Below are 15,332 nucleotides of genomic sequence, written 5' to 3' on the forward strand. Positions count from 1 at the left end.
ACCACAAATAATTAAACTGTGCAAAGGCTGTATGACTCGTTCCTTCTTTAGAAGATATAGTATTATAATTAATACTCATATGAAAGCTAGGGTTTAAAGGAAGTATTAAAGCTGTACTTAAATACCTTTGTATTCTAGCTAATTCAAACTCATCTTCTACCTTTACACTTCCAAAGCGTGCTTTAGAAGCTATACTAGGATTGGCATAAAACTTAGCACCTAATTCTAAAGAAGTCTTTAAATGAGGCAACCAATCTTCAAACCAAGTAAAGCTAGCCTTAGTGCTTAAAAGATTAAAATTACTCTTATAGATTCTTTCTCCTCCTTGTACACTAGCTCTTCCTTGTATGTCTTTTATACTATAAGCTTCCATAAAACCTCCTTCATAGCCTAAGCCTATTTCAGGAGTAAAGATATGAGATCCTAAAATAAAGTTCATGCCTAAGTCTAAGCTTGCACCATAAGAATAAGAATTAGGGTTAGCACTAGCTTTATTCTCTCCTATTTTTTTAAGCATATCATTTTTAGTATAGGCTGCTTTACTTTGTGCTTTAAGATAGACTTCTTGATGCTTAGCTGTAGTAAATAAGGTATTAAAATATCTTAAGCCTGCATAATAGCTACGGTTTTTCACATCAAAATAAGTTGATTCCATATTAGCATCTTCATAACCTGCATAAACACCATATACCCCACTTTCTTTTAAGGTAGAATAAGCCAGTAAGGTTCCTTTAGTATGACCCTTACTTTGTTCATTTAAAGAAAGTTCTACATTTAAAGAAGAAAAATAAGGCAGTATTAATAAGGCATGTTCTTTAGAATTARAGTCTGTAGAGAGTTTTCCTGTTAAAGGATCATAGCTTAAATTGATTTCTCCTCCCCCATTGGTTTGGATGTTTTTAATATTGGCTTGATTTACTCCTGTAATAAGATTGTTAATATCACTTAATGCTTCTACATTAAGATTACTTTGATCTACAGTAAGGTTTTCTACCATAACTGCATTAGCATTACTTCCTCCTACTCTTATGGTTTGAAGTTTGTTAGTAGAACTGTCTGTGTGTATAATCCAATCAGTAATATCTATACTACCTTTTCCATTATTACTTAGGGTAAAGCCCTCTTCATTTAAGCCTATAAAGCCTTGGTTAGATATACTTACATCTGCATTACCATTATTTACTACTCCTCCTCCTAAGGTAGCCCCTTGGGCATTAGTAATTTTTAAGGCTGTATCACTACTAGCAAGTATGGAACCACTAATGCCTGTAGAAGAAGTAGAGGTATTGACAATGGAACCTAAATTAGCCCCTTTTTTGATTTCTATGTCTCCATCTATAGATCCATCTCCTGTATTGAGTATGCCTGAACCTCCGCTAGAACTTTCAACAGAACCTGTGCCTGTAACTACTATGGCTGAACGGCGGGTGCGGGTTTTAGGGTTACCATTATTAGTGCTATTATCTCCATCTTCTTCAAGTTCCTCTTCTAAGCTAGTACCTATGTTTCCTTCATTGACTATACCTGCTGTGCCTCCAAAGACTTCTCCTGCTATGGTGATACCTGTAGAGGCTGCAATGGTACCTGCGTTAACAAAATTTTTTATAGTGCCACCTTGTATATTAATTCCTACTATTGAAGTATTGTCATTATCTATATCATTATCAATGGTACCTGCGTTAACAAAATTTTTTATAGCAGCATCTCTTATATTGATGACTTTATTATTGTTACCCCGTATAGTACCCATATTAATAAAATTAGTCATATCAGAAGGGTTGTGTATAGTGATAGCTGTGCCTGCATCAGCCTTAATCATTCCCATATTAACAAGATTATGTATAATCCCTTCGTTTTCAATAGAAATAGGACTATTTGCAGAGTTAGTAGTTTCTATAAGACCAAAGTTGATGAGATTTTCTATTGTACCTTGGGAATTTAGATCAATACCTTCTTCGTCTGATGTAAGAGTACCAATATTAGTAAGATATCCTATATTGCCAAAGATATTCATACCTTTTTTATTACTAGTAATTGTTCCCCAATTGGTAAAATCACCAATATCGGCATTGCCAAGATAAATTGCCTCTCCATTATTAGAACTTATAGTACCTACATTGGTAAAATGTTCTATATTGCTTCTATCAGAAGGATTATTCCCCCAAACTACTACACCATATTTAGAAACATTATTACCTATATTGCCCCCATTGAAAAAGAATTTAATATCAGCACCATTGCTATTATTAACTCCTATTTCCACACTAGGCTTACTGTTTGATCCTTGAATGGTTCCATTGTTGAGAAAAAGAAAAGTGTCTGAATCCCCACTATTAAAATATATGGCTCTACTATTAGCAGTGACACTACCATCTCTTGTTATAAAAACAAGACCATCATTTCCAGGGCTTATAGTCTCAGTACCATCTTCTTCAGAATTTATATATGTATTACCACTATAAGAAGCTATAGCATAAGAATTCAAAAAAGAAATGGCAATTAAAGAAAGAACTATTTTTTTTGAAGACAAAGAATTTTTCAATATCCCCCCCCCCCTCTCTCATAAAAGATTTTTTATTTAATATTTTAAAGTCATTTTCCACTTTAAACGGTCGAAAAAATATCTTTTTCATAAAAATTATCCTTAAAATAATAAAATTAATTTTTTATTTTTGTATGTTTTCTTTACATATTTAATTACATACATAATTAATATATTTACACTTACGTTTTTGAATTTATATTCTTAAAGTAATTTCATGCATTTATTTAAAGTATCCAATACCTTTACCTTTTAAATACATTTATCACAGCCATGTTTATATTATTGTTTAAATGTAATTTTATAGTCTTGATATCTTGATTTAATTAATGTATTCATACTTCAAAAATAAAATCATAAAAAGTAATATAAAATACAAAAATAAATGAGTAATAATAATCAAATATATTTTAAAAGAAGATTAAATTTTTTGTGTTATGGTTAAAGTGCGATTTTAAAATTAGATTATTATTACTTCGTTTTCTAGTATTATGCCAAATTCTTCAAAAACCTTTTTTCTGGCTAGCTCTATAAGGAAAATAGCATCTTCATAGCTTGCATTTTTTTTGTTGATTAAAAAATTAGCGTGTTGATCGCTTAACATAGCATCTCCTTTGCTAAAGCCTTTAAGTCCAACAGATTCGATTAAACGTCCTGCAAAATCATTTTTTGGATTTTTAAAAATAGATCCAAAACTTGCTCCTTTGGGTTGATTGATTCTTAAATTTTGTAAGTATTCATCTTTGGCTGTATTAAAACCAAATTTGAGTTTAAATTCTGCCCAAAAAAAAGGTAGGTTTAAAGAGCAAAAACGATAATCAAAATTTATATTTTCTTTAAGAATTTCACCTTGTGAGGTAGTAATTTTAAATAGGTTTTGACTGATACACTCGTCTTTAAGTCCTGCATTCATTTTTAATAAACCTCCCAGTGTTCCAGGGATTTTTTTAAGATATTCAAAGCCGCAAATATTATTTTTTTTTGTAAAGTGATATATGGTGCTTGATTTGGTTTTACATCCTATGCGAAGATGTATAAAATCTTTGTTTTGATCTAAAAGTTCTATGAAGTTAAAATTGTCTGCCAAAATCGCTATATTTTTAGGATTAGGACTTATAAGTAGATTGTTTGCCCCTCCTATTAAAAAACCTTCAAAATCACTGATTTTATCTAAAATTTGTACTTTAAAACAAGTGCCTATACGTACAGAAGAGTATTTTTTAAAATCTATAATCATTTGATAAAAGTTGGAATTTGATTGATAATGTTTTGAGTAAAATCAATCATTGTGGTACTCATCCAAGGCATTAAAAAGATTAAGACAATAACAACTAAGATGATTTTAGGAACAAAAGAAAGAGTCATTTCGTTAATTTGTGTGGTTGCTTGAAAAATGCTTATGAGTAAGCCTGCTATCAAACCTGCTAAAAGCATGGGTAAGGAAAGTAAAAGCGTGATTTTAAAGGTTTGTACTCCAAGAGCGACTAAGGTGCTTTCGTCCATTTATGTCCTTTTTAAGAATTTCTGACTTGTTCGTATTCTCTAGGAATAAGATAGTTTTCCACTTGTATGATTTTATCATAAAATTTATAATCATAGCCTAGTTTGAAAAGTGCATTTAGAGCAAGAAGTTGGGTTCGACTAAGTTCTATAGATTTTTCATTAGCATAGAGCTTAAGATAAATGTCTAGATTTTTCTCATCGACACGAATGAGTTTTCTTTCGTTGAGCATAGGGATTAAAATTTTGCGATTAGAATGCGCAAGTTTGACAGCTCTAGTGAGATCTTTTTCTATTTTTATAGCATCACTAAGAGGTAAAGAACGTCTCAGTATCATTCCGCCTAAAGGTAATGGCAAGTTTTCTCTAGTAAGTTCTAGCCATATATCCCAAAGTTCTGCTTCGACGCAGAGGCTAGGATGGAAGTTTAAAATGCTTTCGTGGATTAAAACTCCAGCATCAACTTCGTTTTCTAAAACAGCGTTTTCAATCTCTAAGAAATTTTTATAAACTATCCTTGCTTGAGGGTATTTGATGCGAAAGATTAAGGCGTTTGTGGTGTTTACTCCACTTAGGGCTACTTTGAAATTCTTTTTTAAAAGGGTGGTTTTTTTCTTAATAAGTTTGGGACCGTAGCCTTGCCCAAAGCTTAGGGCTGTTCTTAAAAGGGCGTATTCAGAAGCGATTAGAGGATAAAGCGCGAAAGAAATAGCACTAAGATCAAATTCGTTTTTTAAGGCTAGGGCGTTTAGAGTCTGTATGTCTAAAGCAGTGTTTTCATAGGTAAAATCATTACCTGTCCAACCGAATTTAATAGGCATATACATGAAAATATCATCCGCATCAGGAGAATGTGCTAGTGCGATTTTTTTCATCGAGTGTCCTTAAGATAAATCTTTGGCTTAATTTTAGCAAAATAAATTGTTATTTAATTTTATTTTGTTAAAATTCTAGCTAAAAATTTCAGAATTTTTAAGGAAAATCATGGATGATAATAAAAGAAAGTCTTTAGATGCTGCTTTGAAAAGTTTGGATAAAACTTTTGGAAAAGGAACGATTTTAAGATTGGGCGATAAAGAAATTGAGCAAATTGATAGCATAGCCACGGGTTCTTTTGGACTGGATTTAGCGCTTGGTATAGGAGGTATTCCTAAAGGAAGGATAGTAGAGATTTATGGGCCTGAGAGTTCAGGTAAGACTACTTTGACCTTGCATATTATAGCACAGTGCCAAAAGGCTGGGGGAGTTTGTGCTTTTGTGGATGCTGAACATGCGCTTGATGTAAAATACGCTAAAAATTTGGGGGTTAATACCGATGATCTTTATGTTTCACAGCCTGATTTTGGTGAACAGGCTTTAGAGATAGTTGAAACCATAGCAAGAAGCGGTGCTATTGATCTTATCATCGTTGATAGTGTCGCAGCGCTTACGCCTAAGGCTGAGATTGAAGGAGATATGGGGGATCAGCATGTGGGGCTTCAAGCAAGGCTGATGTCTCAGGCTTTAAGAAAGCTTACAGGCATAGTGCATAAGATGAATACTACTGTTGTTTTTATCAATCAAATCCGTATGAAAATCGGAGCTATGGGCTATGGTACGCCTGAAACCACCACAGGAGGGAATGCATTGAAATTCTATGCTTCGGTGCGTTTGGATGTGAGAAAGGTGGCGACTTTAAAGCAAAATGAAGAGTCTATAGGCAATCGCGTTAAAGTAAAAGTAGTTAAAAACAAGGTTGCGCCACCTTTTAAACAGGCTGAATTTGATGTGATGTTTGGGGAGGGCTTGAGTCGTGAAGGCGAGCTTATAGACTATGGTGTGAAGCTTGATATAGTGGATAAAAGTGGAGCGTGGTTTTCCTATCAAGATAAGAAATTAGGTCATGGTAGAGAAAATTCTAAGGCTTTTTTGAAAGAAAATCCAGAATTAGCTGAAGAAATCGCAAAGGCCATTGAAAATTCTATAGGCATACAAAGCATGATTAGTGTGGGTGAAGATGATGAAAGAGGAGAAGAATAATGCCGGTGATTGAAGATATTCAAGCTTATGAAGTGCTTGATAGTAGGGCAAATCCTACTGTGAAAGTGCAAATAAAACTTAGCGATGGAAGCATGGGAGAAGCCATAGTGCCAAGCGGAGCTAGTACGGGATCTAAAGAGGCTTTAGAACTTCGTGATGGGGATGAGAGATTTGATGGAAAAGGAGTTTTAAAGGCTGTCAATCATGTAAATGAGAGCATAGCCAATGTGATTTTGGGTATGGATGCTTTTAGACAAAGTCAGGTCGATAATGTTTTGCGTGAGCTTGATGGGACTAAAAACTATGCGCGTTTAGGAGCTAATGCTACTTTAGGTGTGTCTATGGCCTTAGCGCGTGCGGGGGCAAATGCTTTAAAGATACCTTTATATCGTTATTTAGGTGGGGTGAATGCTAATGTGTTGCCTGTGCCAATGTGTAATATCATCAATGGGGGTGCGCATGCTGATAATGGCATAGATTTTCAAGAATTTATGATCATGCCTTTTGGTTTTACGCGTTTTAAAGAGGCTTTGCGTTGCGTTTGTGAGATTTACGCTATTTTGAAAAAAGAACTTCAAGTTCTAGGTTATAGTACGGCTTTGGGTGATGAGGGAGGCTTTGCCCCTCATTTGGCTGATAATACAGAGCCTATTGAGCTTTTGATGAGCTGTATTAAAAAAGCAGGCTATGAAAATAGGGTAAAAATCGCGCTTGATGTGGCAAGTAGTGAATTTTTTAAAGAAGGAAAATATCATTTAGAAGGCAAAACTTTTTCAACTCAAGATTTGATAAAGCGTTATGAAGAGCTTTGCGCGAAATATCCTATTTGCAGTATAGAAGATGGTTTGGCTGAGGATGATCTTGAAGGATGGGTGAAACTTACGGAGGCTTTAGGGGATAAAATCCAGCTTGTGGGGGATGATTTGTTTGTGACTAATGAAGATATTTTAAGAGAAGGAATTATCAAAAAAATGGCCAATGCAGTGCTTATTAAACCTAATCAAATAGGTACTGTGACTCAAACTATGAGAACAGTGCGTCTAGCACAAAGAAATCATTATAAATGTATCATGAGTCATAGAAGCGGTGAGAGCGAGGATAGCTTTATCTCTGATTTTGCTGTAGCTTTAAATACAGGGCAGATTAAAACAGGAGCTTTGGCAAGAGGAGAAAGAACGGCTAAATACAATCGTTTGCTAGAAATAGAGCGTGAAAATGATGAATTTTTAGGAGAAAGATTCTGAGAGATTTACTTAAAAGATATGATGAAAGCAATAAAAAAAAGAGCTTTTATGTCTATTTGCTTAAGATGGGTCTTTGGGTCTTTTATGTGGTTGTGGGTGCGGTTTATTTAGGGAATTTGTTTTTTGGGGAGTATTCTTTGGATACTTTGTTGTCTTTGGAAAAGACTAAAAAAGAACTTCATAAGAGTATAGTTTGGCTTAAAGAGCAAAATGCCAAAGCACAAAAGGATTATTTTGAATTAAAAGGATTGTATCCGAATGAAAATTAGAATTTTAATAATGTGGATGAGTTTGATGAGTTTAGCTTATACTCAAGATAATCCTTTTAAATCTGAACAGAATGCAAGCTGGGGCGCTTCGCCTCAGTTTCAAAAAGAAGAAGTGAGGTTTAATTCTAGTGCGAGGATTTTAAAAAGCATTACTTTTAATTACATTAATCTAGATGGGAGCGAAGATAAGATAGATTTGGATGTGAATAAAAGCATAGATTGGCATGATACTTATACTATATCAAGGTTTAAAAGCCCTGATCCTTCTAGGGTCCTAGATGTCTCTGTGACTATACCTGAAAAAAATAGTTCTAAACAAGAATCAAACGCCACAGCTAGCGTGGAAATACCTTTAGATGTGAGTAAAATTTATGATTTTATTTCTTATGCGGTTTATAAAAATAAAATCAAATTAAATACAAATGATAAAATGATCACAGATTTTTCAGTAGGAAATCCTAGTAAAATAGTCATAGACTTTAGATCACATTTTGTAAGTCCTACTAAAAATATACGCCTTAACAATTCTGTGTTTAAACGCATAGATTTTGGATCTCATAAGGGGTATTATAGGCTAGTGATTTATCTTGATGGGGTATATAACTATCATATCCAAAAGGATGCAACCGGATATATGATAAGTTTGCTTTGATAAAAGACTTTAAAGCTTAGAAAAGGACTTTTAATCTGGAAGTATTGTTAAGAGTAGGGATTTTTAGAATAAAGAATGAAAATCCTTGACTTTAAAATCATTTTCTGATAGAATTTCAGTTTTATTTATCGGGGTGTAGCGCAGTCTGGTTAGCGCACTTGGTTTGGGACCAAGGGGCCGAAGGTTCGAATCCTTTCACCCCGACCATTTTATAAAATCACACAAAATGGTGAGTGTAGCTCAGTTGGTTAGAGCATCAGATTGTGGTCCTGAGGGTCGTGGGTTCGATTCCCATCACTCACCCCATTAACGCTCGTAGCTCAACTGGATAGAGCAACAGACTTCGGATCTGTAGGTTGTGGGTTCGATTCCTATCGGGCGTACCACTACATAATTTTTACACGCGTTCATAGCTCAGCTGGATAGAGCAACGGCCTTCTAAGCCGTAGGTCAGAGGTTCGAATCCTCTTGGGCGTACCACTTTGCGGATGTGGTGAAATTGGTAGACACGCCAGACTTAGGATCTGGTGCAGCAATGCGTGAAGGTTCAAGTCCTTTCATCCGCACCACTTAAGCTTCTATTTCACCATACTTTGATAGATTTTGCTTAAATTACGTTGAAGTAGGTGTAGAGATGAGGCTTTAAGTTTGCTTTGGCAAAATGTAGATTTAGAAATAAAACTCTATTTTTACCAAAAACAAAAATGACTAAGCACAAAAGCATACTTTAGATTCTAAAAACGGATAATAATACTTTTAATTGGCTAAAATAAATGCCCTTAATGCAAATGAATTATAAGATATAAAATACTTTGTAAAGTTTTAAAGGTATTTAATATTTTAACTATAATATTATGTAAGTAATTAAAGAGAAATTAATCAAAGGATTAGAAAATAAGCTAAAAAATGCAAATTTACTAACTATAGAAAAGCTTTTAATTAGCAATGCTTCAAAGAATTGACTGTTTATGCAGTCATTAAAGGCATGTGAGTGGATGCTTTTTAGGTTTTGGCGAAATTAAATCTAAAAGGAGTTAAAATGGAAATCATTTTAACAATTGGAGTGATAAGCTTGCTTATATGCTTTGGAGCTTTAGCTTATGCTTAAAGAAAAGCATAAAGCTTAAAACCATCCTAGTTTTCACCAAAGCTAGGATTATCATACTTTACTTTGAGCAACACATAAAAATACTAATAAAATAAGCAAAGTTTATGGGGAATGCAAGATGAGATTAAATAAGCGCTTTTATGGATGTAAATTAGAGCTTGAGACTCGATACTAAAAGACTTCAAAATCTTATAAAGGCTTTATTTGGGTATAAAGCCTGCAAGTGATAAATACACATAAAACTTTAATGATTGTCTAAGGAAAATTGATTAAACTTTGTAAGTGAGATTATTTTTGAGTTTTGCTATATAAAGGATGATGATGAAAAAAAGTATTTTGGCTTTTGCTATGCTTGTTTTAGCTAACACTATGATGGCTAAAAATATACAAATTTATGAGAGTCCTGGTTGTGGTTGCTGTGAACTTTGGGCTGATTATATGAAAAATAAAGGTTTTGAAGTTAGTATACATAAAACAGATGATTTGATCAAAATTAAAGAAAAATTAGGGATTAAAGATGGGTATCAAAGCTGTCATACAGGAGTCATTGAAACTTATGTGGTAGAAGGGCATGTGCCTTATAGTGCTGTGGCTTGGCTGCTTGCAAATAAGCCTAAAGACGTTATAGGAATTGCAGCTCCTGGTATGCCCCAAGGAAGTCCGGGTATGGAACAAGGATATGTGCAAAAATATCCTGTGATTTTAATGAAAAAAGATGGTAATTATGAGCTTTATGGGTATTTTATAGGAGAGAAGAAGCTTTGATATTAGACTAAAGTCTAAATGTTTTTTGGCTGTTTTAAGAGTTTTTAATAAATATTTCTTTAGCATTTTTTGCTATAATTTTTAGCATTTATGTATAATTTATGTTTTGTTTAGGAGCTAGGATGCGAATGATAAAGAAGATAGTTTTAAGCGAAACCTTTCCGGGTATTTTGCTAGTATTTTTTACCTTTTTGGCTTTATTATGTAAAAATTCTTTTTTAAGCGTTATTTATACAGATTTTTTTCACGCTAATTTTACTGTTGGTTTTGATTATTTTCAGATTTCTAAATCTTTAAATTTGTGGATAAATGATGGCTTGATAGCTATATTTTTTCTTTGCATAGGGCTTGAGTTAAAATATGAAATTTTACGCGGTCAGCTTAAAAATATAAGAACTGTTTGCTTGCCTATATTTGGTGCATTAGGCGGGATGATTATGCCTGCTTTGATTTTTGTGATCATTAATCATTCTCATGAATTTGCTATGAAAGGATGGGCTATACCTACGGCTACGGATATTGCTTTTGCTATAGGTATTTTAATGCTTTTGGGAAATAAAATTCCTACGAGTTTGAAGCTTTTTTTACTTTCTTTGGCTATTTTTGATGATTTGGGCGCTATTGTGATTATTGCTTTGTTTTATACTGATCAGCTTTCTGCTTTGGCTATTATTATTTGTTTGTTTTGTGTTTTTGCATTGCTTTTATTAAATTATTATCATGTGACGCATCTTTCGCTTTATGTATTAGTGGGTGTTGTGCTGTGGGTGGCCATGCTTAAAAGTGGGGTTCATGCGACTTTAGCTGGAGTGATTATTGCTTTATTTATCCCGCTTGATACTAAGGATAAAAAGCCTTATTTGCATAAGGTTTTTAAGGATTTAAATCCTTGGGTGGTTTATTTTATTTTGCCTTTATTTGCTTTTGCTAATGCAGGAATTGATATTAGAGATATGCAGCATGATTTTGTATTTTCTCCTGTGAGTATGGGGATTATATTAGGACTTTTTTTAGGCAAACAATGGGGTGTTTTTACCTTTTGTTTTATTGCTATCAAACTAAAGTTTGCTAAGCTTCCTGAAAATATAACTTATAAGAAATTTTATGGTATTTGTATTTTAACAGGCATTGGTTTTACTATGAGTTTGTTCATTGATAGTTTGGCATATAAAAATAGCGATATTTTCGAACATGCTGATAAGCTTGCTATTTTGATTGCTAGTTTTTTAAGTGCTATTGTAGGTTTTATTTATCTTAAGATTGTTAAATGAGCATGCTATCTAGATTTAAAGCTTTGGTTTTAAATGAAGCTTTTGGCGGGATTTTGCTTTTGCTTTGCACTTTGCTTGCTTTGCTTGTGCAAAATGGATCTTTTAGCATTTATTATCGTGAGTTTTTGAATTTAAAGGTAGGTTTTAGTATCGGTAAATTTGAGCTTGTTAAGCCTTTTTTGCTTTGGATTAATGATGGGTTGATATCGGTATTTTTTTTTGTAATAGGACTAGAGCTTAAAAAAGAGTTTTTGCGCGGGGAGTTTAAAAATCCTAAAAATATTGTTTTGCCTTTTATGGGTGCTTTAGGTGGTATAGTTGTGCCTGCGATTTTGTTTTCTTTGATAAATATCACCGATTCTTATGCTTTAAAGGGTTGGGCTATACCTACGGCTACGGATACTGCTTTTGCTTTGGCTGTGTTGATGATGTGTGGGAAACATATTCCTGCTAGTTTGAAGCTTTTTTTACTTTCTTTAGCTATTTTTGATGATGTGGGTGCGATTTTAATTATTGCTCTTTTTTATACTACAAAATTATCCACAGTGGCTTTAGTGGTGGCTGGACTTGCTATTTTGAGTATGTTTGTTTTAAATCTTTTAAAAGTATCTAGAAAGTCTTTTTATTTTATTTGTGCGATTGTGCTTTGGATTAGTGTTTTAAAAAGTGGGGTTCATGCGACTTTAACAGGAATTATCACAGCATTTTTTATACCTATGCAAGGTAAAAATGGAGAAGCGTTTTTAGAAGAAATTTATGAAAGTTCGAAATTTTGGATAGTTTTTGTTATTTTGCCTTTATTTGCTTTTGCTAATGCAGGGGTGAATTTATCTAATATCGATTTAAAGGCTATTTTTTCTCCTGTAAGCATGGGTATTTTCCTAGGGCTTTTTTTAGGTAAGCAAATGGGGGTGTTTTTGTTTTCTTATTTGGCAATCCGCTTTAAACTTGCTGCTTTGCCTCAAGAAGTGCATTTAAAACAGCTTTATGGAGTTTGTATACTTACAGGCATTGGTTTTACTATGAGTTTGTTTATTGATGGTTTGGCTTATGAGGGGAGCGAGGTGTTTAATTATGCGGATAATTTAGCCATACTTATTGCTTCTTTTTGTTCAGGGATTTGGGGTTTTATTTATCTTAATTTTTTTGCTAGGAAATAAGTAGTTTGATTCAATGTATTTGTTTTGCTGTGCTTGTATTTTTTATAAGTGGGTGTAGTTTTCATGAGAATTTCATACATCCAAATCATACGAGTCAAGAGGTTAAACTTAGGCTTATTGCTAAGGAGTGGGAGAAAACCCCTTATGTTTTGGGAGGGGTGAGTAAAAGGGTGCTGATTGTTCGACTTTTACCTAAAATGCTTTAGCGCGGTTAAATATCAACATAGCGCGCACAACTTAAACTCAGTTTCGTTCTGTGAGTATTTCTCGATCAAGGCTAAAAGCAAGGCGATCTTGTGTTTTTTAAAACCTCTAGAGGACCTTATGGTATGTATGTTGGTATTTGATACTAGTAAAGGAAGGTTTATACATTTATCAACAAAAGGTGGGGTAAGAGAAGCTAAACTTGATAATGCTTATTGGAGAGTTCGTTATATAGAGGCAAGAAGGTATTAATATGAGAGTGGGTGTGTTTGATAGTGGTGTGGGTGGACTTAGTGTTTTAAAGTCGCTTTATGAGGCGCGGCTTTTTGATGAGCTTATTTATTATGGAGATACTGCTAGGGTACCTTATGGAGTTAAGGATAAAGATACTATTATACGCTTTTGTCTTGAGGCTTTGGAGTTTTTTAAGCAATTTAAAATTGATATGTTAATTATCGCGTGTAATAGTGCTAGTGCATATGCTTTGGATGCTTTAAGGGCGAAGGCAGATTTTTGCGTTTATGGTGTGATTGATGCTGGTGTTAAAGCTACTATAAAGGCTTTAGAGGATAAAAATAAAGAAATTTTAGTCATTGCTACAAAGGCTACTGTGAATTCTAAAGAATATCAAAAGCGTTTATTTTCTGAGGGCTTTATACGTGTTAATGCTTTAGCTACGGGACTTTTTGTGCCTATGGTCGAAGAAGGTATTTTTGAAGGCAGTTTGATGCGAAGCGCTATGGAGTATTATTTTAAAGGTATAGCAAGTCCTGATGCTTTAATACTTGCTTGTACTCATTTTCCTTTATTGAGTCGTTCTTTAAGTGAGTATTTTGGTAATAAAACAAAGTTAATCCACTCAGGAGACGCTATAGTCGAATTTTTAAAGCAAAAAGAAAGGATAAATTCTAAAAATAATAAGCCACAATTGCATTTTTATGCGTCTAGCGATCTTGATTCTTTAAAAAATACTGCTAGAATGTGGTTAAATTTATAAGGAAATAAAATGATAGAAATAAAAAAACCAGATGAAATAGAAAAATTAAGAATAGCAAATCAAGTCGTTGCAAAGACTTTGGATTTTTTAGAAGAAGAAATCAAAACAGGAATGAGTTTAAAGCAAATTGATAAAATGGCTGAAGATTATATTTTAAGCCTTGGGGCTAAACCTTCTTTTAAAGGGCTTTATGGGTTTCCAGGTGCGATTTGTACTTCTTTAAATCAAGTTTGTATTCATGGAATTCCTGATGATAAAATCATCAAGAATGGGGATATTTTAGGCATTGATGTTGGAAGTGTGGTTGAGGGGTATTATGGAGATGCTGCTAGGACTATTGCTATAGGGGAAATTTCAGCTACAGATGAGGCATTAATCGCTTGTGCTAAGGATGCTTTGTATTATGCTGTAGATATTATTAAAGAAGGCATGCGTTTTAAAGAGCTTTCGGCTGCTTTAGGAGAATTTATCCATGCTAGGGGCTTTGTGCCGCTTGAGGGGTATTGTGGGCATGGTATAGGACGCAAACCCCATGGAGAACCTGAGATTTTAAATTATTTGCAAAAGGGTGCAAGTGCAAAAAGCGGGCCAAAGATCAAAAATGGAATGGTTTTTTGCATAGAGCCTATGATATGCCAAAAAGAAGGAAGGACAAAGCATTATAATGGCAAATGGGATGCTGGAAGTGTGGATGGGCTTAATTGTGCGCATTATGAGCATTGTGTGGCCGTGGTAAATGGGCGTGCTGAAATTCTTTCTGCTGTTTAAATAAAAAATATTTTGTTTTTTTAGATTTTTATGCTAATAATTATAAGGATATTTTTTAATAATTTAAATTACTAAATAATATTTTAAGTATTTTTACAATAAAATATCATATGTCAAAACTGGATATAATTTAATAAGTTTTATTAAATTATATTTTTATTTTAGTTTAAAGAGATCTTTTATCGGTCTCATTTGGGTTAGGCTATTCTCTCCCCTTTTTATTGTAGCCTAGCTCTTTTAAGATTTAGAAAATCTCTTTAAGCTAAAATATATTATATCCACTTAAAGAGAATAAATCACTATTTTTTAAATTCATTTTAATAAGTTTTCAAAATCCTTTGTAGAATTGTAAATCCCAGGGCTATTTAAGACCTCATTATTAGTAATGGCAAGGCCAATTTGTGATAAAATGGCTTTGATTTCTTCTCTTTTATCTTCTATGTAGGCTAATACGCCTTCATAATCGCTGTTTTTAAGGATTAAAAGAGGATTAGCAATTTGAAATTCAAAAAGTTTTTTACCTACATAAACATTAAAAACATTGTCAAAAAGACTTGTGCCCATGAAAGAGCATTGATGTATGAGTTGTGAGATCGTAGCATCAAGAGTTCTTTTTTGGATATCATCTAGTTTTTGATCTGTTCTTTCTAATATGCTTTTTTTTAGTTTTTTTAAACTCAGATCAAGTACTTGCAATACTCCGATAAAATCGTTTGTATCTTTGATTTGTGAGCACATTTGCTTTGCTTGAAATTCATTCATACTTTGGACTTCGCCTAGGTGTTTTTTAAATATATCTAAATGGCTATTCATTTTTTACCTTTCAAAAATAT

General features: G+C 33.4%; 13 protein-coding genes, 5 tRNA genes and 2 pseudogenes. 15 read left to right on the top strand and 5 right to left on the bottom strand.

Annotation, left to right across the window (positions count from 1 at the left end; genetic code table 11):
- The 4 genes and pseudogenes from GRQ01_RS07805 to GRQ01_RS04280 all read right to left on the bottom strand — a co-directional run.
- Positions 1-1,264: pseudogene (locus GRQ01_RS07805) on the bottom strand (autotransporter outer membrane beta-barrel domain-containing protein); the annotation flags it as partial.
- A gap of 1,738 nt (positions 1,265-3,002) precedes the next feature.
- Entirely contained in the window at positions 3,003-3,779 is a 777-nt protein-coding gene (locus tag GRQ01_RS04270) for a UDP-N-acetylmuramate dehydrogenase (protein ID WP_158334600.1), read from the bottom strand.
- The gene (gene fliQ, locus GRQ01_RS04275) at positions 3,776-4,045 is read right to left on the bottom strand and encodes a flagellar biosynthesis protein FliQ (RefSeq protein WP_158334601.1); all 270 of its coding nucleotides are present in this window, start codon (positions 4,043-4,045) and stop codon (positions 3,776-3,778) included. The genes GRQ01_RS04270 and fliQ overlap by 4 nt, the downstream gene beginning before the upstream one ends.
- An 11-nt stretch (positions 4,046-4,056) precedes the next feature.
- Positions 4,057-4,917 carry a menaquinone biosynthesis family protein gene (locus tag GRQ01_RS04280; RefSeq protein WP_158334602.1) on the bottom strand — a complete coding sequence of 287 codons (861 nt, stop codon included), beginning with the start codon at positions 4,915-4,917 and terminating at the stop codon, positions 4,057-4,059.
- Between the two features lie 109 nt (positions 4,918-5,026).
- Here GRQ01_RS04280 and recA point away from each other — a divergent pair, with 109 nt between their 5' ends.
- The 15 genes and pseudogenes from recA (at position 5,027) to map (ending at position 14,499) form a co-directional block, all read left to right on the top strand.
- Positions 5,027-6,061: a recombinase RecA gene (gene recA, locus GRQ01_RS04285; protein WP_158334603.1), complete on the top strand. Its 1,035-nt coding sequence runs from the start codon at positions 5,027-5,029 to the stop codon at positions 6,059-6,061.
- Positions 6,061-7,305, top strand: a complete 1,245-nt coding sequence (gene eno / locus GRQ01_RS04290; protein WP_158334604.1) for a phosphopyruvate hydratase — start codon at positions 6,061-6,063, stop codon at positions 7,303-7,305. The genes recA and eno overlap by 1 nt, the downstream gene beginning before the upstream one ends.
- Positions 7,306-7,370: 65 nt before the next feature.
- Positions 7,371-7,574 carry a hypothetical protein gene (locus GRQ01_RS04295; RefSeq protein WP_158334605.1) on the top strand — a complete coding sequence of 68 codons (204 nt, stop codon included), beginning with the start codon at positions 7,371-7,373 and terminating at the stop codon, positions 7,572-7,574.
- Complete coding sequence (locus GRQ01_RS04300; RefSeq protein ID WP_158334606.1) at positions 7,564-8,226, top strand: AMIN domain-containing protein; 663 nt, start codon at positions 7,564-7,566, stop codon at positions 8,224-8,226. Before GRQ01_RS04295 ends, GRQ01_RS04300 begins: the two co-directional genes overlap by 11 nt.
- Before the next feature lie 129 nt (positions 8,227-8,355).
- Positions 8,356-8,433 (top strand) — tRNA-Pro (locus tag GRQ01_RS04305).
- Positions 8,434-8,455: 22 nt separating this feature from the next.
- Positions 8,456-8,532 (top strand) — tRNA-His (locus tag GRQ01_RS04310).
- A gap of 3 nt (positions 8,533-8,535) precedes the next feature.
- Positions 8,536-8,612: transfer RNA gene (locus GRQ01_RS04315), tRNA-Arg, on the top strand.
- 17 nt (positions 8,613-8,629) lie between these two features.
- A tRNA-Arg gene (locus GRQ01_RS04320) sits at positions 8,630-8,706 on the top strand.
- Positions 8,707-8,710: 4 nt separating this feature from the next.
- Positions 8,711-8,795: transfer RNA gene (locus GRQ01_RS04325), tRNA-Leu, on the top strand.
- A gap of 860 nt (positions 8,796-9,655) precedes the next feature.
- The gene (locus GRQ01_RS04330) at positions 9,656-10,099 is read left to right on the top strand and encodes a DUF411 domain-containing protein (RefSeq protein ID WP_158334607.1); all 444 of its coding nucleotides are present in this window, start codon (positions 9,656-9,658) and stop codon (positions 10,097-10,099) included.
- 122 nt (positions 10,100-10,221) lie between these two features.
- The gene (gene nhaA, locus GRQ01_RS04335; RefSeq protein ID WP_158334608.1) at positions 10,222-11,370 is read left to right on the top strand and encodes a Na+/H+ antiporter NhaA; all 1,149 of its coding nucleotides are present in this window, start codon (positions 10,222-10,224) and stop codon (positions 11,368-11,370) included.
- Between the two features lie 2 nt (positions 11,371-11,372).
- Positions 11,373-12,530, top strand: a complete 1,158-nt coding sequence (gene nhaA, locus GRQ01_RS04340) for a Na+/H+ antiporter NhaA (protein ID WP_373447852.1) — start codon at positions 11,373-11,375, stop codon at positions 12,528-12,530.
- An 8-nt stretch (positions 12,531-12,538) separates the two neighbouring features.
- Positions 12,539-12,986 (top strand): annotated as a pseudogene (locus tag GRQ01_RS04345) (C40 family peptidase).
- A gap of 1 nt (position 12,987) precedes the next feature.
- Entirely contained in the window at positions 12,988-13,731 is a 744-nt protein-coding gene (murI, locus tag GRQ01_RS04350) for a glutamate racemase (RefSeq protein WP_158334610.1), read from the top strand.
- Positions 13,732-13,740: 9 nt separating this feature from the next.
- The gene (gene map, locus GRQ01_RS04355) at positions 13,741-14,499 is read left to right on the top strand and encodes a type I methionyl aminopeptidase (protein WP_158334611.1); all 759 of its coding nucleotides are present in this window, start codon (positions 13,741-13,743) and stop codon (positions 14,497-14,499) included.
- A gap of 312 nt (positions 14,500-14,811) precedes the next feature.
- Here the strand turns inward: map and GRQ01_RS04360 are convergent, their stop codons facing one another.
- Positions 14,812-15,312 (bottom strand): flagellar FLiS export co-chaperone, encoded by a 501-nt coding sequence (locus tag GRQ01_RS04360; protein WP_158334612.1) that lies wholly within the window; start codon positions 15,310-15,312, stop codon positions 14,812-14,814.
- Positions 15,313-15,332 lie beyond the last annotated feature (20 nt).

The organism is Campylobacter bilis, from assembly GCF_016806695.1.
Taxonomy (GTDB): domain Bacteria; phylum Campylobacterota; class Campylobacteria; order Campylobacterales; family Campylobacteraceae; genus Campylobacter_D; species Campylobacter_D bilis.